This is a genomic window from Actinomadura rugatobispora, assembly GCF_055379765.1.
The window spans coordinates 1,317,318-1,336,682 of record NZ_AP029191.1; the positions used below are offsets into that span (position 1 = coordinate 1,317,318).

Consider the following 19,365-nt stretch of genomic DNA (forward strand, 5'->3'; position numbering starts at 1 on the left):
TCGCGGCGAGCGCTGCATCGCTTCGCGATCTGCGAGGTCTCGCCTCCGGCTTTGACCTCGCAGGCCTCCGGACGCGCTCGCAACGCTTGAGGCCCGTCCCCCGGAGCGGACACGCTTCTCGAGGGGCGGGCCTCCACGGGTCCTACGGGCGGCGGGTCTCGTTCTCGACGGTCTCGCGGATCAGGTCGTCGGCGGACCTGGCCGACTTGGTGGAGGCCAGCGGCCGCAGGTAGGTCTGCTTGACGCCCGGCACCCGGTCCTCGACGACGAAGGTGGCCTTGGTGGAGGCCTGGGCGTCGGCGGTGCGGACGGTCGGCAGCGTCTTGAAGTCCGACCGCATCTCCTCCTTGCCGATCCGGCTGATCACGTAGCCGCGCTGGTTGTTGTAGAAGCGCAGATGCGGGTTGATCTGGAGGAAGGGGTGCGCGGCCGGGTTCGAGTCGGTGCCGTCGCCGCCGGTGGTGATGGAGCTGCACACCAGCTCGGCCCCGATGGTCCTGGAGCCGGGGTCGTCGAAGTCCGCCTTGATGTCGCTGGCCCAGTGGGCGTGCACGTCGCCGGTGAGCACGACGGGGTTGCGGACCCCGGCGTCCGTCCAGCCCTTGGTGATGCGGTCGCGGGAGGCGACGTAGCCGTCCCAGGAGTCCATGCTGGTGACCTTGAGCGGCCCGGCGTTGTTGTCGCGCTGGGCGAAGAAGACCTGCTGGCCGATGACGTCCCAGCGGGCGGTGGAGCGGCGGAAGCCGTCGATCAGCCACTTCTCCTGGGCGTCGCCGGTGATGGAGCGCTGGGGGTCGACGGCGGCGGGGCAGTCCTTGTAGCCGTCGCCGCAGCCCTGGTCGTCGCGGTACTGGCGGGTGTCGAGCATGTGGAAGTTGGCCAGGCGGCCCCAGCGGATCCGGCGGTAGAGCTGCATCTCCGGGCCGTGCGGGACCGAGCTGCGGCGCAGCGGCATGTTCTCGTAGTACGCCTGGAACGCGGCGGCGCGGCGCTCGCGGAAGTCGGCGGGGTCGGGCGTGTCGGAGTTCGCCTCGGGGATCTCGGCGGCCCAGTTGTTCTCGGTCTCGTGGTCGTCCCAGATGACCAGCCAGGGCGCGGCCGCGTGGGCGGCCTGGAGGTCGAGGTCGCTCTTGTACTGGGCGTGCCGCTGCCGGTAGCCGGCCAGCGTGACGGTCTCGGGCCCCTCGTGGTCGCGGACGTTGCCGCCGGGGATGGTGTAGGAGCCCTTCTTGTACTCGTACTGGTAGTCGCCGAGGTGCAGGATCAGGTCGGGGTGCTCCTCGGCCAGCCGCCGGTAGGCGGTGAACAGGCCGTGCTCGAACTGGGAGCAGGACACGAACGCCATCGCGAGCTCGGGGCCGAAGGAGTCGTCGCGGGGGGCGGTGAGGGCGCGGCCGACCGGCGAGACGTGGTCGCCGACGCGGAAGCGGTACCAGTAGTCGCGGCCGTGCCGCAGGCCCTTCAGCTCGACGTGCACGCTGTGCGCGGACTCGGGGCGGGCGTTGGCGGTGCCGCGGCGCTCGATCTTCCGGAAGCGGTCGTCGGAGGCGACCTCCCAGCGCACCTGGAAGGCCTGGTCGGGCATGCCGCCGAGGCCGTCCTCGGCCAGCGGGCGCAGCGCCAGCCGGGTCCAGATGACGAAGCCGTCGGGGGCGGGGTCGCCCGAGGCGACGCCGAGGGTGAACGGGTCGGCGGGGAGCGTTCCAGGCGCGCGGCGGGCGGCGGCCAGGGCGGGCTCCGCGGTCCCGGCGACGACGGCGGAGCCGGCCACCAGGCCCGTCGTGACGAGGAACGATCTCCGGTTGGGCGGGTACGGAACGTCGGCCATGGCGAGGTGACCTTTCGGGGGGTCGGTCGTGATCGCCGGAAAGCCTCACCCGGCCCGATGGCCAGAGCGTTCCGTACAGATGGCGCTTCCTCCAACAGAACCGTTCCTTTACCCACATCACAGTGGGTGACCGGCATGCCCGACACAGCGGGGCGTTCAGCAGGAAACGGGCAAGAAAAAAACCCCGGCGGCGCGCGTGCGCGGTCCGGGGACGGGGAAAGGATGCTAGGCTTCCGCTTGCAAATTAGGCGTACAAAACCTCCACCCTATGTATAGGAGTGTACTGGACGCATGCGAGCCCGTCAAGTCAAGCCCGTCACGGAAGAAGTTTCCGCGCCCGACACCGACGGCGCTGACGACGCGCGCGAGGCCGCGACGCGCACCGAGCAGAAGTACGTCGATCGCGTGTACGCCCGCCTGGACGCCGAGCGCGAGAAGGCCGCGGTGGAGCTGCGCACCGGCCCCGGCCCCGGCGGCGGCTCCGGCTTCCAGGCCAGGGTGGAGCGGGAGGTCACCACCACCGAGGCGTCCCGCAGGCTGGCCCGCTTCTCCGCCGTCGAACGCGCCCTGTGCTTCGGCCGCATCGACCACCGTCCGGACGGCGACGGCGCCCCGGGCGACACCTTCTACATCGGCCGGATCGGGCTGCGCGACGAGGACCGCGAGCCGCTGCTGATCGACTGGCGCGCCGCGGCGGCCCGCCCGTTCTACACCGCCACCCCGGGCTCGCCCGGCACGCTCGCCCGCCGCCGCCACCTCCACCTGCGCGAGCGCACGGTGGCCGGGCTCGACGACGAGGTGTTCGACCTCGACGGGCTCGCCGAGGAGGACCGCCGCAGCATCGTCGGCGAGGCCGCGCTGCTGGCCACGCTGCGCCGCGGCCGCACCGGCCGGATGAGCGACGTGGTCGCCACCATCCAGGAGGAGCAGGACCAGGTCATCCGGTCGGGGCTGCAGGGCGTCCTGGTCGTGCAGGGCGGCCCGGGCACCGGCAAGACCGTCGCGGCCCTGCACCGCGCCGCCTACCTCCTCTACACCCACCGGGACGTGCTGGAGCGCCGCGGCGTCCTGGTGGTCGGCCCGAACGCGACGTTCCTGCGCTACATCGAGCAGGTGCTGCCCGGACTCGGCGAGACCGACGTCGCCCTCGCGACCGTCGGCGAGCTGTACCCGGGGGTGCGCGCCACCGCCGCCGAGCCGCCCGCCGTCGCCGTCCTCAAGGGCGGCCTGCGGATGACGGACCTGGTGGAGGCCGCGGTACGGGACCGGCAGCGCGCGCCGGAGGGCGACCTGGAGGTCGAGGCCGACGACATGACGCTGCGGGTGGCCCACGACGCCTGCGTCCAGGCCCGCGACCGCGCCCGCGCGCTGCGCGTGCCGCACAACATCCAGCGCCGCCGCTACATCCACGAGCTGCTGGACGCGCTGGCGCTCGACCGCGCCGAGCAGTACGACCGGCTCGCCGACGAGCCCCTCGAAGAGCTGATGGCCTCGGGCAGTGTGCCGGACTGGCTCCAGGAGCTGATGGACGAGGCCGAGGAGACCCCGCTCCTGGACGAGACGGACCTGCGCCTGTCCAAGGAGGCGCTCTGGCAGGACCCGGTCGTCCGCCGCGCGCTCGACGCGCTGTGGCCCGAGCTGACCCCGCAGCGCCTGCTCGCCGACCTGTTCTCCGACCCCGCGGCCATCGAGCGGGCCGGGGCCGGCCTGTCCCCCGTCGAGCACCGGCTGCTGCACCGCCCCGCGGGCTCGCCCTGGACCACCTCCGACGTGCCGCTGCTCGACGAGGCCGCCGAGTGGCTGGGCCAGGACGACACCGCCGACCGCGTCCGGGAGCGCCGGGCCGCCGCCGAGCGCGCCGAGGAGGAGCGCTACGCCCGCGGGGTGATCGAGCTGACCGGGGCGGACGACCCGCTGTTGGACGCCGCCCTGCTCGCCGACCGCAACCGCGACGACGGCCCGTACCTCACCACCGCCGAGCGGGCCCGCTCCGACCGGCACTGGGCGTACGGGCACGTGATCGTGGACGAGGCGCAGGAGCTGTCGGAGATGGCCTGGCGCACGATCATGCGCCGCGTCCCGACCCGCTCGCTGACCGTCGTCGGGGACATCGCGCAGACCGGCAGCCCGGCCGGGGCCCGCTCCTGGGGCCAGATGCTGGACCGGTACGTGCCGGGCCGCTGGCGGGAGCAGCGGCTGATGGTCAACTACCGCACCCCGGCCGCGATCATGCGGGTGGCGGCGGAGGTGCTGGCCGCGGTCGCGCCCGAGCAGGTCCCGCCGGAGCCGGTGCGCGACGACGGCCCGCCGCCGTTCGCCGCCCGGATCGCCGCCCCCGAGCTGCCGCGCCGGCTGCCCGCGCTGGTCCGGGCGGAGCTGGCCGAGGTCGGCGGCGGCGCCGGCGAGGGCCGGCTGGCGGTGATCTCCTCCGCCGGCCGGCACCCCGCCGTCTGCGCCGCGCTGCCCGGCGCCCCGGCCGGCGCCACCCCCGAGGCCCTGGACGCCCCGGTCGTGGTGCTGACCTGCGAGGAGGCCAAGGGCCTGGAGTTCGACTCGGTGGTCGTGGTCGATCCGGCGGGCATCACCGCCGAGTCACCGCGCGGCGGCCAGGACCTCTACGTCGCCATCACCCGGGCCACCCGCCGCATGACCGTCGTCCACGACGACGACCTCCCCGCCGTCCTGGCGTCCCTGGCGGGCTGATCGGCCGGCGCCGCCCGCCTCACCCGTACGGGAGGAGGTCCTTGTTGATCTCCTCCCAGCGGGTGGCGAGGGACCTGAGGACCTCGGGGTGGCGGCGGGCCAGGTTCGCCTGCTCCCGGGGGTCGGAGTCGAGGTCGTACAGGGCGTCGGCGGTGGTGGCGCGCAGGTACTTCCAGCGGCCGCGGCGCAGCGCGCGCGAGGACCTGGTGCGCCAGAACAGGTCGTGCTCGGGGGCCTTGGCGCCCTGGAGGAGGTACGGCGCGAGGCTGCGGCCGTCGAGCGGGTGGCTCGCGGCGGGCTCGACCCCGGCGGCCTCCAGGATGGTGGCCGTCCAGTCCTGCGTGATCACCGGCACGTCGCTCACCTGGCGGGGGCGGATGCGGGCGGGCCAGCGCAGGATGTTGGGCACCCGGATGCCGCCCTCGTTCAGGCTCGCCTTGGCGCCGCTGAGCGGCCACTGGTACGACCAGCGCTCCCCGCCGTTGTCGCTGGAGAACAGGACGAGGGTGTCGCGTTCCTGCCCGGTCTCGCGCAGGGCGTTCAGCACCTCGCCGACGGCCGCGTCCAGGGCCTCGACCATCCTGCGGTAGGTGGCGAGGGAACCGCCGTCGTCGTGCCAGAGCGCCCGCTGGTCGCCCGCCTTCACCCGCGCGGTGATCTCCTCGCTGACCTTGCGGTCGCCGGGGCCCTCCCAGGGCCAGTGCGGCGCGGTGAAGTTGAGGTTGAGCAGCCACGGGGCACCGTGCTCGCGGCGGACGAACCCGGCGGCGCGCTCGGCGATCGTCTCGGTGTAGTAGCCGAGCGACTCGGTGGGCACCTCGCCCTCGTAGAGGTCGACGCCGGTGGAGCTGATCTTGGAGTAGTAGTCGACGGCGCCGGACAGGTTGCCGAAGAAGGTGTCCCAGCCCGACTTGAGGGGGCTGTACCAGGGCAGGAAGCCGCAGTGCCACTTGCCGAACATCGCGGTCTCGTACCCGGCGGACTTGAGCAGCGAGGCCAGCGTCGGGTGGGCGGGCGGGATGCCGTGCAGCTCGTCCGGCCGGCCGATCGGCTCCTCCAGGCCGCCCTTGAGGCGTCCCGGGTAGCGGCCGGTGTAGAGGCCGAACCGGGTGGGCGAGCACACGGCCGCCGCCGAGTAGGCGTCGGTGAACCGCACTCCTCCGGCGGCGAGCCGGTCCAGGTGGGGCGTGCGGATGTGCGGTGAGCCGTAGCATCCGAGGTCCGCCCAGCCGAGGTCGTCGCCCAGGATGACCAGCACGTTCGGGCGCCGCGACCGCGCGCGGGACGGGTCGGCGCGGAAGCCGGCCTCCGCCCGCTCGCCCGCCTCGGCGCTCGTCCCCGCGCCCAGTGCCGCCCCCGCGGCGACCGCCGCGGCCCCCGCCACGGCGCTTCTCCTACCGATTCCGGCCACCAGAAACCCGCTTTCCCTACCTGAGAAGTAAAACCAACCGAGATAGTAGGGAATATCGGCCCGGCCGCGCAATGCCCCGCTTTCCACGTGCGGGCAACCAAGCGTACGCTTGCTTCCACACCATCCGGGAAGGGACGGCGATGACACGGGAGTACTCCAACCTGATCGGCGGCGAGCTCAGGCCCGCCGCGGACGGCCGCACGCTGGACTCGGTCGACCCGGCCACCGGCGAGGTCTGGGCGGCGGTCCCCCGGAGCGGGGCCGAGGACGCCGAGGCCGCGGTCGCCGCCGCGCGCGCCGCGTTCCCCGCCTGGTCCTCCCTGCCGGCCGCCGCCCGCGCCCACCACCTGCGCAAGGTCGCCGGGGTCTTCGCCGAGCACGCCCGCGAGCTGGCCGAGCTGGAGACCCGCGACAACGGGCGGATCATCAGCGAGACCGCCAAGCGCGACCTGCCCGGCATGACCTACCTCTGGAACAACGCCGCCGCCGAATGCGCGGCCGCCACCGAGGGCAGGAGCGTCGACTTCGGGCCGTCCAGCCAGGGCGTGACCCGGCGCGAGCCCTACGGCGTCACGCTCGGCATCATCCCGTGGAACTCGCCGATCTCCACCCTCTCCGCCAAGGCCGCCTTCGCGCTGGCCGCGGGCAACACCGTCATCATCAAGCCCGCCGAGCAGGCCACCGCCTCCAGCCTGCGCGTCGGGGAGCTGCTGCGCGAGGTGCTGCCGCCCGGCGTCCTCAACATCGTGTCCGGCCTGGGCGAGGAGGCCGGCGACCCGCTGGTCCGGCACCGCGGCGTCAACAAGATCAGCCTCACCGGCTCGGTGCAGACCGCCCGGATCATCACGCGGGCGTCGGCGGAGGCGCTCAAGCCGCTCGCCCTCGAACTGGGCGGCAAGTCCCCCCAACATCGTGTTCGCCGACGCGGACCTGGACAAGGCCGCCCCCGGCGTCACCACCCAGGCCATCTTCACCGCCAACGCCGGCCAGATCTGCTACGGCGGCTCCCGCGTCCTCGTCCAGCGGCCCGTCTACGCCGAGATGATCGAGCGGATGCGGACGATCGCCGCCGGGATCAGGCTCGGCGACCCGCTCTCCCCCGCGACCACGATGGGCCCGATCGTCTCCAGGGAGCAGTACGAGCGGGTCACCTCCTACCTGGAGATCGGCGCGAAGGAGGGGGCCGAGCTGGTCTTCGGCGGCCGCTTCGGCCCCGAGGTGGTCGACGACCCGGGGTTCGCGGGCGGCTACTGGGTCGAGCCCACCCTCTTCGCCACCGAGGACAACTCCCTCCGCGTCTGCCAGGAGGAGATCTTCGGCCCGGTCGCGGTCGTCCTCCCCTTCGACACCGAGGAGGAGGCCGTCGCCATCGCCAACGACTCGTCCTACGGCCTGGCCGCCGGGGTCTGGACCCGCGACCTCGGCACCGCCCAGCGCATGTTCCGCAACCTGGAGACCGGAACGGTCTGGGTCAACACCTTCCGCAAGGTCCTGTTCCCCCTGGAGGGCACCAAGGACAGCGGCTACGGCCACGACTCCCTCCTCGCCTACACCCGGGAGAAGGCGGGAATCTTCGAGTTCTGAGGAGTCCCCCGGTAGGGGGGCCGCAGGCAGTACCTGGGTGGGTCGCGGGTTACCCGGGGCAGGACGCATTGTTGGTGCGTACCGCTCAAGGGGGGCTTCGCATGACCGCTGCTCAGGTTTCCCGGCGAGGGCTCCTCGCCGGTGCGTGCTCGCTGGCGCTCGTCGGAGGAACGGCGACGGGGGTCTCCGCCCGGGGCGCGTCCACGGACCTGCGGCTCCCCCGGCCCACCGGGGGCCATCGGGTGGGGACGCGCGTCCTCCACCTCGTGGATCACGGGCGGGAGGACCCCTGGGTCCGGGGGCGGGCCCGGGAGCTGATGGTCGGCCTGTGGTATCCGGGCGGGGACGGCGGGGAGCCGGTCACGCACATGACCGCCGCCGCGGGAGCGCATTTCGGCGGCCCGGCCGGGGCGGGGACGGCGAATCTCGGGATGCCGCCCGGGAGCGTCGCGTGGGGCCGGACGCGGACCAGCGCCTTCCTCGGGGCACCGGCCGACCGGAGCGCCGGAAGGCCGCCGGTGGTGCTGTACTCGCCGGGACTGGCGGACCCGCGGACGCTCGGGACGACGCTGGCGGAGGAACTGGCCTCCCGCGGGTACGCCGTCGTCGCGATCGACCACACCTACGAGTCCTCCGAGGTGGAGTTCCCGGGCGGGCGGCTGGCGACGAGCCTGCTGCTGGAGCGGGAGCCGCCGTCCGATCCCGGCGAGGCCGCCGCCCTGCTGAGGAAGCTGATGGCGGTGCGGGTGGCCGACACCCGGTTCGTGCTCGACCGGCTGCGGGGGCTCGGTCGGGTGCTCGACCTGCGGCGGGTCGGGATGGCGGGGCACTCGGCCGGCGGGTTCACCGCCGCGCAGGCGATGCACGACGACCGGCGCATCCGGGCCGCGGTGAACATGGACGGCGTGATGGACTTCGGCGAGGGCGGGCTGAGCAGCGTGGCGCGGGACGGGGTGGACCGGCCGGTGCTCCTCCTGGGGTCGGAGACGACCGGGGACTACCGCCGCTCGCCCTCGTGGGCGGCGTTCTGGCGGAACACCCGGGGGTGGAAGTTCAACGGGACGCTGCGCGGCTCGCGGCACGCCTCGTTCAACGACGCCGAGGCGCTGCTGCCGGAGCTGGCGCGGCGGGGCGTCGAGCCCGGGGGCGGCCTCGCGGAGGTCGTCGGGACGATCCCGCCGGAGCGGGCGCTGGCGGCGACGCGGGCCTATGCCGTGTCCTTCTTCGACCTCTGGCTCCGCGGAATCGATGACCATCTACTGGACGGCCCGTCGGACCGCTTCCCGGAGATGACCGTGACGCCCTGACCGCCGCGTCCGATCATCCGATCGACGGGCTGCGGCGTTCCAGGAGGGCGACGTCGCGCCATTCCGAGCGGCCGCCGACATCGTGCCGGCCCATGCGCTCGCGGATCCCGACCATGCGGAAGCCGAGGGCCTCGTGCAGGCGCAGGCTGGCGGTGTTCTCGGGGAAGATGCCCGCCTGGAGCGTCCACAGGCCGCCGCGCTCGCTGGAGTCGATCACGGCCCCGAGCAGCGCCCGCCCGGCGCCGCGGCCCCGCGCGGCGGGGTGGATGTAGATCGACACCTCCGCGACGCCGGCGAAGACCGGGCGGTCGGAGGTCGGGGAGAGCGCCGCCCAGCCCAGCACCCGCTCGGCGTCGCGGGCGACGAAGCGGTGCTCGGGCAGCTTGCCTGACGCGAACTTCTCCCAGGTCGGGGCGGCGGTCTCGAACGTGGCGTTCCCGCCGTCGATCCCGTCCTGGAAGATGGCGAGCACCTCGGCGGCGTGCTCGGGCAGCATGGGGACGATCTCCACCGCCCCACTGTACGAAACGGGCAACCAACGGCAAAAACGGTCAGATCGCTTCCCGATGGGCGAGGGTCCGGCGCAGGTCACCGGCGGTACGTGCGGTCCTGTCCGCCGTCAACCGCTCCGCCGGGCGCTGAGGATGCGGCGGGCCGCCGGTGCCGCAGCCCTGTCGTGCCGGCGGCCCGCCGCTGGTCCCGTCTAGCGGAGGATCTCGCGCCAGGACGGCCGCCGCGACCGCCGGGACGGCCGCGCGCGTCCGGGCCGCCGCGAGTCCCGCGTGCCGACCGTGCGGCGCCAGGACAATCCCGTCCCGGGGACGCGCAGGGTCACCGCCTTGCGGCCGTCGGCTCCCCTGGTGTAGCGGGCGCCGCGGGCGCCGACGCTGTGCCCGACCCCCGATCGCGACAGGTTGAGCCTGAACGGCCCGATCTTGATCGACTTCCGGTAGTGCCAGCCCACCGTCTCCTCCCTTCGCCTGGGCGGTGGTCGCGGCGATCCCTTCCCGGGCGTCCGGGGCGCACGCCCCCGATCCGCCGAATGCGGCCCTTAATCGGGGTTTCGGACAAGCCGGAGCGCGGCCGAGGGCCGCAAGGGCAATATGCGCTCAAAAGCGGCCAAAGTTAGTGAGTCCGCGACCTTTACCGCGCGCTCCGGGACGAGGAGCCTGTGCCCCCGTAGAGATCATTTTCAATTCCCCCCGGAGGTGCGGGTTGCCCAGGAGACCCCTGCGTCGAACCCCACAGGCCCCGGCCGCGCGACGTCGCGCGCTCGGGGCCGGCGCGGCCGCCGTGCTGACCGTCGCGGCCGTGATCGGCTCGGGCGGCGTCGCGCACGCCGGCGCCGCCGCGCCGAAGATCGTGGTGAAGGACGGCGTCACCCAGCCGGTCTTCTCCTACCAGGACGCGATCCGCGAGCACGTGTACGTCGAGTCGCCCGTCGACAGCGACCGCGACGGCCGCAAGGACCGGGTCCGCGTCGACATCGTGCGGCCCAAGGAGTCCGGCCGCGGGCTCAAGGTCCCGGTGATCATGGACGCCAGCCCGTACTACGACAACTCCGGGCGCGGCAACGAGGCCGAGCGCAAGGTCTACGACGCGGCCGGGAACCCGGCGAAGTTCCCGCTGTTCTACGACAACTACTTCGTGCCCCGCGGGTACGCGTTCCTGGCCGTCGACATGATCGGCACCACCCGGTCCGACGGCTGCCCCACCAGCGGCGGCGCGCCCGACGTGCTGGGCGCCAAGGCCGTGGTCGACTGGCTCAACGGCCGCGCCACGGCCTACCGGCCCGACGGCGGCACGGTGAAGGCGTCCTGGAGCACCGGCCGCACCGGCATGATCGGCAAGTCGTACGACGGCACCCTGGCCAACGGGGTCGCCGCCACCGGGGTCAAGGGGCTGGAGACCATCGTCCCGATCTCGGCGATCAGCAGCTGGTACGACTACAGCCGGATGAACGGCGTGAAGTACTGGACCGACGAGCAACCCTGGCTGGCCGACTACGTCGACACCGACCCGCCCGCCAAGTGCGCCGCCGTCCGCGCCGAACTCGACCAGGGCGAGGACGACGCCACCGGGAACTACAACCGGTACTGGGCCGAGTCGAACTACCGGCGCGGCACGGTCGGGAACGTCGGGAACGTGCGCGCCAGCGTCTTCGCCTTCCACGGCGCCAACGACCTCAACGTCAAGACCAACCACTTCTCCCTGTGGTGGAAGGGCCTGGCCGAGCGCGGCGTGACCCGCAAGGTGTGGATCTCCCAGCGCGGCCACGTCGACCCGTTCGACACCCGCCGCGAGAAGTGGATCGCCACACTGCACCAGTGGTTCGACCACGAGCTGCACAAGGTGCGCAACGACGTGCTGCGGCAGCCGCGCGCGGACGTCGAGGTCGGCCCGGACCGCTGGATCACGCAGGCCGACTGGCCTGCCCCCGGCGCCCGCACGCTGACGCTGCGTCCCGGACAGGACGGCTCGCTCGGCACCGAACCCGCCGCCAAGGGCACGACCGCGTCCTACACCGACTCCGCCGGCCCCGCGGGCGCGGGCTACCCGGAGGGCGACCTGGTCAGCGACCCCACGGCCGCCAAGCCGTACCGCCTGGCCTACGTGTCGGGGCCCGTCCCCGCCGACGCGCGCATCTCCGGCACCCCGGCCGCGCAGCTCAAGGTCAAGCTGGACAAGCCCACCGCCAACCTCACCGCGCTGCTGGTCGACTACGGCGAGGACACCCGCATCGACTACCTCGGCAGGGGCGAGGGCATCGAGACCCTGACCACCGAGAGCTGCCACGGCGAGAGCACCGCGGCCGACGACGCCTGCTACAAGCAGACCCGCACCAAGACGATCACGTCCCCGGTGAACGTGGTGGGCCGCGGCTGGCTGGACGCCCAGAACCGCTCCTCGCTCAGCGACCCGTCCCCGCTCACCCCCGGCCGGTTCCACGGGGTGCGCTGGCAGACGCTCAGCCAGGACTACGTGGTCAAGAAGGGCCACCGGCTGGCCCTGATCGTGGCCGGCACCGACGCCGACTACACCACCGAGACGCCCACCGGCGCGCGGGTGACCGTGGACCTGGCGGGCAGCTCGGTCGGCGTCCCGGTCGTGCCCGCCGGTGACGCGGACGTGTCGTCGCTGGTGGCCCCGCGGGCCCGGGACGCCTGGCGAGGCCCGTCCAACGTGGTGCTGCCGCGCCAGCCGCGCAACCTGTTCTGACCCGTCCGCGAAACGAGCCGCCGGCCCGCCACGGCCGGCGGCTCGTCCCTCGGCGGGCTCAGCCCCGCACGCGATGCACGCTGAAACGCGCCGTCTCGCCAAGGATGGCGCCGGACCGCTCACCGATCTGCATGAGGACGGCGAAGCCGTCGCCGATCGCGGCCGGCCTGCCCGGGAGGCCGGCCGCGACCTGCCGGCCCTCGCCGTCCAGGACGAGGTGCCGGTCATCCTGGCCGGAGCCCGATCCGCCGGGCTGGACGGCGAAGAACCACTGCCCGATCGCCCCGTAGCGGGCGAGCGTCCCCGTCTCCAGCAGTTCCAGGATCCTGGTGGCGCCGCCGGTGGTCCGGATGGTCACGGCGCGGTCGGCCGCCTGGCTTACCGGGCGGTCCGCCCCCGCCTGGCAGACGATCAGCTCGTCGGTGTCGCCGTCGCAGCGGGCGAGCGGGGTGTTGGTCCGGGCCAGCTCGCGGCCGGTGGCCCGGTCGAGGACGGCGCCGCCCTCCGCCGTCTTCACCACGACCGTCCGGCCGCCGCCGTCGTGCAGGAGTTCCGGTTCCGGGTAGCGGCCGGCGAGGTTCCACCGCCGCTTCCCGTCGGACGCCCCGTAGGCGATGAGGTCGAGGGCGTCGCCTTTCCTGTTCTCCTTGGCGGCGATCACCAGGTCACCGGCCACGCTCACCGGCTCCACGCCGCGCTCGCGCCACAGTTCGCGCCGCGAACCCGTCGCGTAGGCGACCGTCTCGCCGGGACGATCGCCGCCTGACACGGCCACCGCGAACGTCCGGTCGTCGGCCCCGCCCAGGAGTGTCCAGCGGCCCCCGGCGGCCACGGGCTGCTTCCACCGGACGCGGCCGTCCTTGAGGGCCAGCGCGGCGATCCCCTCCTCGCCGCCTGCCTCGTAGTGGACGAGCGCCAGCCGTTCCCCGCCCGAGTTCACCAGATGGAGGGCGCCGGTGAGCCTCGCCTTGGCGCCGCCGCCGAGCGACGCGCCCTCACGGACCGACCAGCGCACCTTGCCCGTCGCGGCGTCGGCGACGACGAGCCGCCGGTCGTCCCCCTCGCGCTCCCTGCCTCGGTACACCAGCGCGTCCCCGGCGAGGTCGAGGCTGATCAGGGAGCTCAGCCCGGTGTCCCTGTCACCCGGCTGCGGGGACGCCGGGCCGGCCCAGGCCGTCCACAGGGGCGCCGCGTCGATCCGCGGCGGCTGGAGCGTCGGCCTGCCGGGCGCGGCGGGTTCGGCGGGCTTCGCGCCGACGGCCGCCGCGTGCACGACGATCCCGGACGAGGTGGACGTGGCCGACCTACCGGGGCGCTGGACGCGGAACGCGACGGCCGTCGGCGACACCGCGGCGACCGTGCCGGGCGGCGCGGCCCCGAGCCTGTTGGCGGCCCGGTCGACGACGGCGTGCCGTTCGGGCCGGCCCCCGATCCCCGAGCCCCGGACGAAGATCCGGTCCTGCCGGACGAGGTCCACGTGGGCCATGGTGTCCTCGCCGAACGGCCGCTTCTCGGTGAGGACGGGCGCCCGGCCGGCACCGGGGCGGATCGTCACGATCTTGCCGTACAGGGCCGAGCAGGCGATCAGCGTCCGCCCGTCGTCGGCGCAGCCGGAGAGGTCCCTGATCGGCGAAGCCGAGCCCTCCGCCTTCGGAGAGCCTTGGGCAGGGCGCCCTGTGGCGGCATCGAGCAGCACCGTCCGCGTCCGGTCGTACTGCCACCCCGGCGGCCTCTCGGTCACCTGGAGGACGGCCGTCCCGCCCGCGGCCGCCAACAGGTGGGAGTTCTCGGACGCGCCGTGCAGATCCCACAGTTGCCGGCCGGTCCTCAGGTCCAGGGCGAAGACGTCGGTGTCCCTGCGCTTCTCCCCCCACACGTACGACGACGACGGCGGCGCATCGGCGCCCCGCGTCTCCCCGAGCACGACGTCGCCGGTGATGCGGTGGGCCCAGCCGGCGTCGCTCCGCCACAGCTCGCGGCCGGTCGACGGGTCGAGCGCGACGGTCTCCAGGTCGGTGGCGTCCTTCGATTCCACGCTCACCAGGACGATCCGCGGGTCCGCGGCCAGGAGCCTGATCCGCCGGTCGCGGTCGTCGCGGCCCTTCTCGCCGGAGGCGGGACGGACCAGCGCGTGCCTCCAGCGGACCGAGCCGTCCTTGCCGGAGAGCGCGACCGCCCCCAGCTCGGTCTCACGGTTCTGGTCGCCTCTGACGTACTGGACGAGGACCGTCCAGTCGTTCGCATCGCCGTACACGACCGGCCGGCCCGTGACGCCCCGCAGCTTCTCGGCCAGGTAGCCGAAACCGCGGTCGGGGACCGCGCCGTCGCCGCCCCTGAGGGGCTGGTCGCTGCCCGCCGTCCAGCGCGGCGCTCCGGTGCGGACGTCGACCGCCGCCAGCCGGGAGCCGCCGCCCGCAGCGTCCCCGGCGACGACGGCGGTGTCACCGACCAGCTCGAGGCCGGCGACGCGTTCCAGCCCGAGCTTGCGCTCGTCCCACATCGGCTTGCCGCTGAACGACAGCGGCCTCGGCCGCTTCTCGCCGTCCGGCAGCGGATCGAGGCTCCTCCACGGGCCCACCCCGCGCACTCCCATCACACCCAGGACCGCCAGCAGCAACCCGAGCAGCGCGCCTCCCCACTTCAGCGCGAAGTTCCGGCCCACGTCCGGTAGCCCCATCTGTCCCCCAGCCCAACGGCGATTGCGACCCCTTGATGATCGTGAGACTCACCGATCAACCGTTTGGTTCATTTCCGGGGACGGGGCCCGGGGCTGGGGCCGGATCAGTCGTCGCGCTTCTTGCTGGGCTGGACGCGCTTGGGCTCGCCGGGCATCTTCGGGTAGTTGGGCGGATACGGCATGTCGCCCAGGCCGTGGTCGGCCTCGTCCCGCTCGGCCATCTCCAGCAGCGGCTCCAGCGAGAAGGCCCGGTCGTCGATGGCGGCGTGCAGGTCGCCGATCTCGGCGAAGCGCTCGGGCATGGTCACGATCGTGAAGTCCTCGGGCTCCACGTCGGACAGCTCCTCCCAGGTGACCGGGGCGGAGACCGGGGCGTGCGGGGCGGGCCGGACGCTGTAGGCCGAGGCGATCGTGCGGTCGCGGGCGTTCTGGTTGAAGTCGACGAAGATCTGCTCGCCCCGCTCCTCCTTCCACCACTTGGTGGTGACCTGCTCGGGGACGCGGCGCTCGATCTCCCGGCCGAAGGCCAGCGCCGACCGCCGGACCTCGGTGAACGTCCAGCGCGGCTCGATCCGCACGTAGATGTGCACGCCGCCCTTGCCGGAGGTCTTGACGAACCCGGTGTAGCCCAGTTCTCCCAGCAGGTCGCGGGCCGGGCCCAGCGCGATCCGCTTGGCGTCGCCGAAATCGGTGCCGGGCTGCGGGTCGAGGTCGATGCGCAGCTCGTCGGGATGGTCGACGTCGCCGGACCGGACCGGCCACGGGTGGAAGGTGAGCGTGCCGAGGTTGGCCGCCCAGGCGATCACCGCGACCTCCGACGGGGCCACCTCGTCGGCGGAACGCCCGCTGGGGAAGTCGATCCGGGCCGAGGGCACCCAGTCGGGGGCGCCCTTGGGAATGCGCTTCTGGTAGAACGCGTCGGCGCCGCGCGGGTTGTCGCGGGTGGCCAGCCTGGCCCCCTCGAAGACCCCGCCGGGCCACCGCTCCATCGTGGTGGGGCGGTCGCGGGTGGCGCGCAGGATCCCGTCGCCGACGGCGATGAAGTACTCCACGAGCTGTCGCTTGGTGTAACCGCGCTGCGGGAAGTACACCTTGTCGGGATTGGTCACCTTGACGAGGCGATCCCCGACCGGGATCTCGATGAACGGCGAGGCCATGACGGCACGTTAACCCACGGGTCCGACAAGATCGGGCGGGGGCCCCGGCGCGTCCCCGAACAGGCGGATCATGACCCGTGCGAGGTACCGTCGAGGCATGGGAAAGATCCAGAAGAGCGACGCCGAGTGGCGGGCCCAGCTCAGTCCCGAGGAGTACCAGGTGCTCCGCGAGGCGGGCACCGAGCGGCCGTTCACCGGCGAGTACACCGACACCAAGACCGTCGGGGTCTACCGGTGCCGGGCCTGCGGCACCGAGCTGTTCCGCTCTGAGACCAAGTTCGACTCGCACTGCGGCTGGCCGTCGTTCTACGAGCCGTCCAAGTCCGACGCGGTGGTGCTGATCGAGGACCGCTCGCTCGGCATGGTCCGCACGGAGGTGCGGTGCGCCACCTGCGACTCGCACCTCGGGCACGTGTTCGAGGGCGAGGGCTACGACACCCCGACCGACCAGCGCTACTGCATCAACTCGATCTCTCTCACCCTCGAACCGCTGGAGTAGCCGGGGCAGCGAGGGTCGGCGGGTCAGCGGGTCTCGCCGACCTCGCAGTCGTCCTTGTCGCTCTGCTTGTTGGCCAGGACGATGCTGCCGTTGCCCTCGCTCTTGCCGTGGATGAAGACGCGGGGCTCCTCGTCGCCGCCCCCGCGCAGGAACTCGGTCGTCCACTCGCAGAGGGAGACGGCGGGCTTGGAGTTCTCGTCGCCCTCCTTCAGGTCGGTGTAGACCCTCAGGAAGTCGCCGGTGCGCTGGACGTCCTTGACGTACTTGGAGACCTTCTTGTCCGGGTCCTTGGTCTGCAGGTAGGGCAGGACGTCGGCGGTCTCGTCGGGGGCGCCGCCGTTGTGGGCGGGGTCGGTCGCCTCCGGCGACCCCGAGGCGGCGGGCTTGGCCCGCTGCGCCGCCACGGCCGCCTGCGGCGACTTCTCCCCGTCCCCGGTGGCCGCGAACCCCGCCGCGGCGGCCACCGCGACCAGCGCGACGGTGGCGGTGCCCGTGCCGGCCGCGACCAGCCTGCGCCGGCCCGAGCCCTTGAGCGACGACGTGATCAGCCGCTTCCAGCGGACGCTGATCTCGGACGGCGGCTTGGCGTGCTTTCCACGGCCGTGCCTCGGTGGGGCGTTGGTCACGGCCAGCACTTTACTGGGCTTTGGGTCGGGACCGGCCCGCGACGCGCACGCCGCCGCGCGGACCGGTGCCCCGACTCCCCCGCGGGCTCCGCGGACGCTACGGCAGGCTCGCGATGAGCTCGGCCACCGGCTTGCGGCGGCCGGTGAAGAACGGGACCTCCTCGCGGACGTGGCGGCGCGCCGTGGAGCCGCGCAGATGCCGCATGAGGTCCACGATGCGGTGCAGCTCGTCGCACTCGAACGCCAGGATCCACTCATAGTCGCCCAGCGCGAACGCGGGGACCGTGTTGGCCCGCACGTCCGCGTAGCCGCGCGCCATCTTGCCGTGCTCGGCGAGCATCCCGCGGCGCTCCTCGTCCGGCAGCAGGTACCACTCGTACGACCGCACGAACGGGTACACGCACACGTGCGCGCGGGCCTCCTCGTCGGCGAGGAAGGCCGGGATGTGGCTCTTGTTGAACTCGGCGGGCCGGTGCAGGGCCATCTGCGACCACACCGGCTCGCTGGCCCGGCCCAGGGCGGTGCGGCGGAACCGGGAGTAGACCTCCTGGAGGTCCTCCGAGGTGGGCGCGTGCCACCAGAACATGTAGTCGGCGTCGGCGCGCAGGCCGGCGACGTCGTACAGGCCCCGCGTGGTGACGTCCTTCTGCGCGGCCTGGTCGAGGAGGTCCTGGACCTCTCCGGCGTGCTGCTCACCGACCGTGCCGGTGTCCTTCACCCGGAAGACCGACCACATCGTGTAGCGGATGACCTGGTTAAGGTCGCGTGCTTTGGGCTTGCTCGCCTTGTCCGTCGCTGCCATGGCTCAACTCTTCTCTGTCCAGATGTTCCCGCACCCTGGCCGCCGCAGCGCGCGCGCTGGCGATGCAGGCCGGGATGCCCAGTCCGTCGTACGCCGCGCCGGCCACGGCCAGCCCCGGCTGCTGCAGCACGGCGGCGCGGATGCGCGCCACCCGGTCGACGTGGCCCACGTTGTACTGCGGCAGCCCCCCGCCCCAGCGGGTGACCCGGCTCTCCAGCGGAAGCTCCGAGACCCCGCAGGTGGCGGCCAGCTCCGTCAGGGCGGCGGCCTTGAGCTCGTCGTCGTCGCGCTGGAGGGTGTGCTCTTCTCCGTACCGGCCGATAGAACATCGTACGGCGATGATGCCGGGTTCCCGGTCGCGCAGATGCGGCCACTTGACGGAGCTGAAGGTGACGGCCTTCACCTGGCGTCCCTCGACCGCCGGCACGAGATAGCCGCTGCCCCTGGGCAACCGGGAGAACGCGGTCACGTGATAGGCCAAGGTGACGAGCGCCATGCTGGCGTAGTCGATGCGGGCCAGATCCCGGGCGGCGGCTGGCACGTCCTCCGCCAGCAGGCGCGATGCGGGCGCGGCGGGCACGGCCACCACGACCGCGTCCGCGTCCAGGACCTCGGGGTCGCGCGCAGGGCCCAGGGTCAGCCGCCAGCCGGCCCTTGTGGGGGGACGACCCCCCGCGCCCCCCGGCAAGAACGCACGACCGCCCTCCGGGCTCTCGGACGGTCGTGCAGAACGCCGCCGCAGCTCCCGCACCATCACGCCGGTACGGATCGTCCCGCCGGCCGCGGTGATGTCCTCGGCCACCAGGTGGGGCAGGCTCCCCAGGCCGTCGGGCAGCGTCGCGAAGACGGGCCCCCGCGTCCTCGGGGGCGGGGGCGGCCTGCCTGATGCCGCGCACGGCGGTGAGCAGGGACCGGTGCGAACGGGCGGCGGCCGCCACGGCCGGAAGCGTCGCCTCGAACGACAACTGCTCCGCCCGCCCGGCGTACACCCCGCCCAGCAGCGGCTCCACCAGCCGGTCCACGACCTCGCGGCCCATGCGCGCGCCGATGTAGTCCGACACCGACACGTCGGCGCCGCGCGGGGTCTCCCGGAGGACGAGATCCAGCGGCACCCGGGCCAGCCCGGCCGGGGAGAGCACCTGGGAGGCCGCCAGCGCCCGCAGATCGGACGGAACGCCCATCACATGACCCTCGGGCAGCCTCCGCAGCGCCCCGTGGCTCAGGATCGCCGAGGAGGTCGTCCCGGGATGCACGAGATCATCGGAGCGCCCGAGATCGCGGACCAGGTCCAGGGCCTCGGGCCGGCGGGCCAGCATCGCCTCGGCGCCCTCGTCCACCGGCAGCCCGCCGATCTCGCTGACCTGGAGCTTGCCGCCGATGCGCGGGGAGCCCTCCAGGACGGTCACGCGCGCGCCGCCGCGCGCGAGCAGGCGCGCCGCCGTCAGGCCCGCGATGCCCGCCCCGACGACCACGACATGGGAGGTGCTCATGCCTCCAACGATCCCAGATACCTCCCGCGGACCCGTCAACACCCCCGCCCGGCGCGTCCCCG

13 protein-coding genes and 2 pseudogenes are annotated in these 19,365 nt (G+C 73.4%); 6 read left to right on the top strand and 9 right to left on the bottom strand.

What is annotated here, in order from left to right; translation table 11 throughout:
- Positions 1-142 precede the first annotated feature (142 nt).
- On the bottom strand, positions 143-1,828 hold the full coding sequence (locus ACZ466_RS05280) for an alkaline phosphatase D family protein (RefSeq protein WP_378284471.1): 1,686 nt from the start codon (positions 1,826-1,828) through the stop codon (positions 143-145).
- Between the two features lie 291 nt (positions 1,829-2,119).
- Here ACZ466_RS05280 and ACZ466_RS05285 point away from each other — a divergent pair, with 291 nt between their 5' ends.
- A complete protein-coding gene (locus ACZ466_RS05285; RefSeq protein WP_378284470.1) occupies positions 2,120-4,531 on the top strand; it encodes a HelD family protein in 2,412 nt (803 codons plus the stop codon).
- 19 nt (positions 4,532-4,550) lie between these two features.
- Here the strand turns inward: ACZ466_RS05285 and ACZ466_RS05290 are convergent, their stop codons facing one another.
- Positions 4,551-5,915: a sulfatase family protein gene (locus tag ACZ466_RS05290; RefSeq protein WP_378284469.1), complete on the bottom strand. Its 1,365-nt coding sequence runs from the start codon at positions 5,913-5,915 to the stop codon at positions 4,551-4,553.
- Positions 5,916-6,082: 167 nt separating this feature from the next.
- Between ACZ466_RS05290 and ACZ466_RS05295 the strand changes: the two are divergent.
- From ACZ466_RS05295 to ACZ466_RS05305, 3 genes and pseudogenes are all read left to right on the top strand, one after another.
- Positions 6,083-6,784, top strand: a pseudogene (locus tag ACZ466_RS05295) (aldehyde dehydrogenase family protein); the annotation flags it as partial.
- A gap of 70 nt (positions 6,785-6,854) precedes the next feature.
- Positions 6,855-7,526 carry an aldehyde dehydrogenase family protein gene (locus ACZ466_RS05300; RefSeq protein WP_464042932.1) on the top strand — a complete coding sequence of 224 codons (672 nt, stop codon included), beginning with the start codon at positions 6,855-6,857 and terminating at the stop codon, positions 7,524-7,526.
- A 101-nt stretch (positions 7,527-7,627) separates the two neighbouring features.
- Positions 7,628-8,833, top strand: coding sequence for an alpha/beta hydrolase family protein (locus tag ACZ466_RS05305; protein WP_378284467.1), 1,206 nt, complete (start codon positions 7,628-7,630; stop codon positions 8,831-8,833).
- Between the two features lie 13 nt (positions 8,834-8,846).
- Here the strand turns inward: ACZ466_RS05305 and ACZ466_RS05310 are convergent, their stop codons facing one another.
- Positions 8,847-9,344 (bottom strand): GNAT family N-acetyltransferase, encoded by a 498-nt coding sequence (locus tag ACZ466_RS05310; protein ID WP_378284466.1) that lies wholly within the window; start codon positions 9,342-9,344, stop codon positions 8,847-8,849.
- A 192-nt stretch (positions 9,345-9,536) separates the two neighbouring features.
- A complete protein-coding gene (locus tag ACZ466_RS05315; protein WP_378284465.1) occupies positions 9,537-9,797 on the bottom strand; it encodes a DUF4236 domain-containing protein in 261 nt (86 codons plus the stop codon).
- 329 nt (positions 9,798-10,126) lie between these two features.
- Here ACZ466_RS05315 and ACZ466_RS05320 point away from each other — a divergent pair, with 329 nt between their 5' ends.
- Positions 10,127-12,052: a Xaa-Pro dipeptidyl-peptidase gene (locus ACZ466_RS05320; protein WP_378284464.1), complete on the top strand. Its 1,926-nt coding sequence runs from the start codon at positions 10,127-10,129 to the stop codon at positions 12,050-12,052.
- Between the two features lie 58 nt (positions 12,053-12,110).
- On the opposite strand, the gene ACZ466_RS05325 is transcribed toward ACZ466_RS05320, so the two are convergent.
- On the bottom strand, positions 12,111-14,729 hold the full coding sequence (locus tag ACZ466_RS05325) for an outer membrane protein assembly factor BamB family protein (protein WP_378284462.1): 2,619 nt from the start codon (positions 14,727-14,729) through the stop codon (positions 12,111-12,113).
- Positions 14,730-14,833: 104 nt separating this feature from the next.
- Positions 14,834-15,886: a DNA polymerase domain-containing protein gene (locus tag ACZ466_RS05330; protein ID WP_378284461.1), complete on the bottom strand. Its 1,053-nt coding sequence runs from the start codon at positions 15,884-15,886 to the stop codon at positions 14,834-14,836.
- 97 nt (positions 15,887-15,983) lie between these two features.
- Between ACZ466_RS05330 and msrB the strand changes: the two genes are divergently transcribed.
- Entirely contained in the window at positions 15,984-16,385 is a 402-nt protein-coding gene (gene msrB, locus ACZ466_RS05335) for a peptide-methionine (R)-S-oxide reductase MsrB (protein WP_378284460.1), read from the top strand.
- A 23-nt stretch (positions 16,386-16,408) separates the two neighbouring features.
- Here the strand turns inward: msrB and ACZ466_RS05340 are convergent, their stop codons facing one another.
- From ACZ466_RS05340 to hemG, 3 genes and pseudogenes are all read right to left on the bottom strand, one after another.
- Positions 16,409-17,011, bottom strand: coding sequence for a hypothetical protein (locus ACZ466_RS05340; protein WP_464042936.1), 603 nt, complete (start codon positions 17,009-17,011; stop codon positions 16,409-16,411).
- 97 nt (positions 17,012-17,108) lie between these two features.
- Positions 17,109-17,813, bottom strand: coding sequence for a hydrogen peroxide-dependent heme synthase (hemQ, locus tag ACZ466_RS05345; RefSeq protein ID WP_378284458.1), 705 nt, complete (start codon positions 17,811-17,813; stop codon positions 17,109-17,111).
- A pseudogene (gene hemG, locus ACZ466_RS05350) lies at positions 17,767-19,303 on the bottom strand (protoporphyrinogen oxidase). Before hemG ends, hemQ begins: the two are co-directional and overlap by 47 nt.
- Between the last annotated feature and the right edge of the window lie 62 nt (positions 19,304-19,365).

What these genes read in the sequence shown, in the direction of transcription:
- ACZ466_RS05280 (WP_378284471.1), bottom strand. Translation starts at nt 1,828, where the DNA reads ATGGCCGACGTTCCGTACCCGCCCAACCGGAGATCGTTCCTCGTCACG.
- ACZ466_RS05285 (WP_378284470.1), top strand. Translation starts at nt 2,120, where the DNA reads ATGCGAGCCCGTCAAGTCAAGCCCGTCACGGAAGAAGTTTCCGCGCCC.
- ACZ466_RS05305 (WP_378284467.1), top strand. Translation starts at nt 7,628, where the DNA reads ATGACCGCTGCTCAGGTTTCCCGGCGAGGGCTCCTCGCCGGTGCGTGC.
- ACZ466_RS05325 (WP_378284462.1), bottom strand. Translation starts at nt 14,729, where the DNA reads ATGGGGCTACCGGACGTGGGCCGGAACTTCGCGCTGAAGTGGGGAGGC.
- ACZ466_RS05330 (WP_378284461.1), bottom strand. Translation starts at nt 15,886, where the DNA reads ATGGCCTCGCCGTTCATCGAGATCCCGGTCGGGGATCGCCTCGTCAAG.
- msrB (WP_378284460.1), top strand. Translation starts at nt 15,984, where the DNA reads ATGGGAAAGATCCAGAAGAGCGACGCCGAGTGGCGGGCCCAGCTCAGT.
- hemQ (WP_378284458.1), bottom strand. Translation starts at nt 17,813, where the DNA reads ATGGCAGCGACGGACAAGGCGAGCAAGCCCAAAGCACGCGACCTTAAC.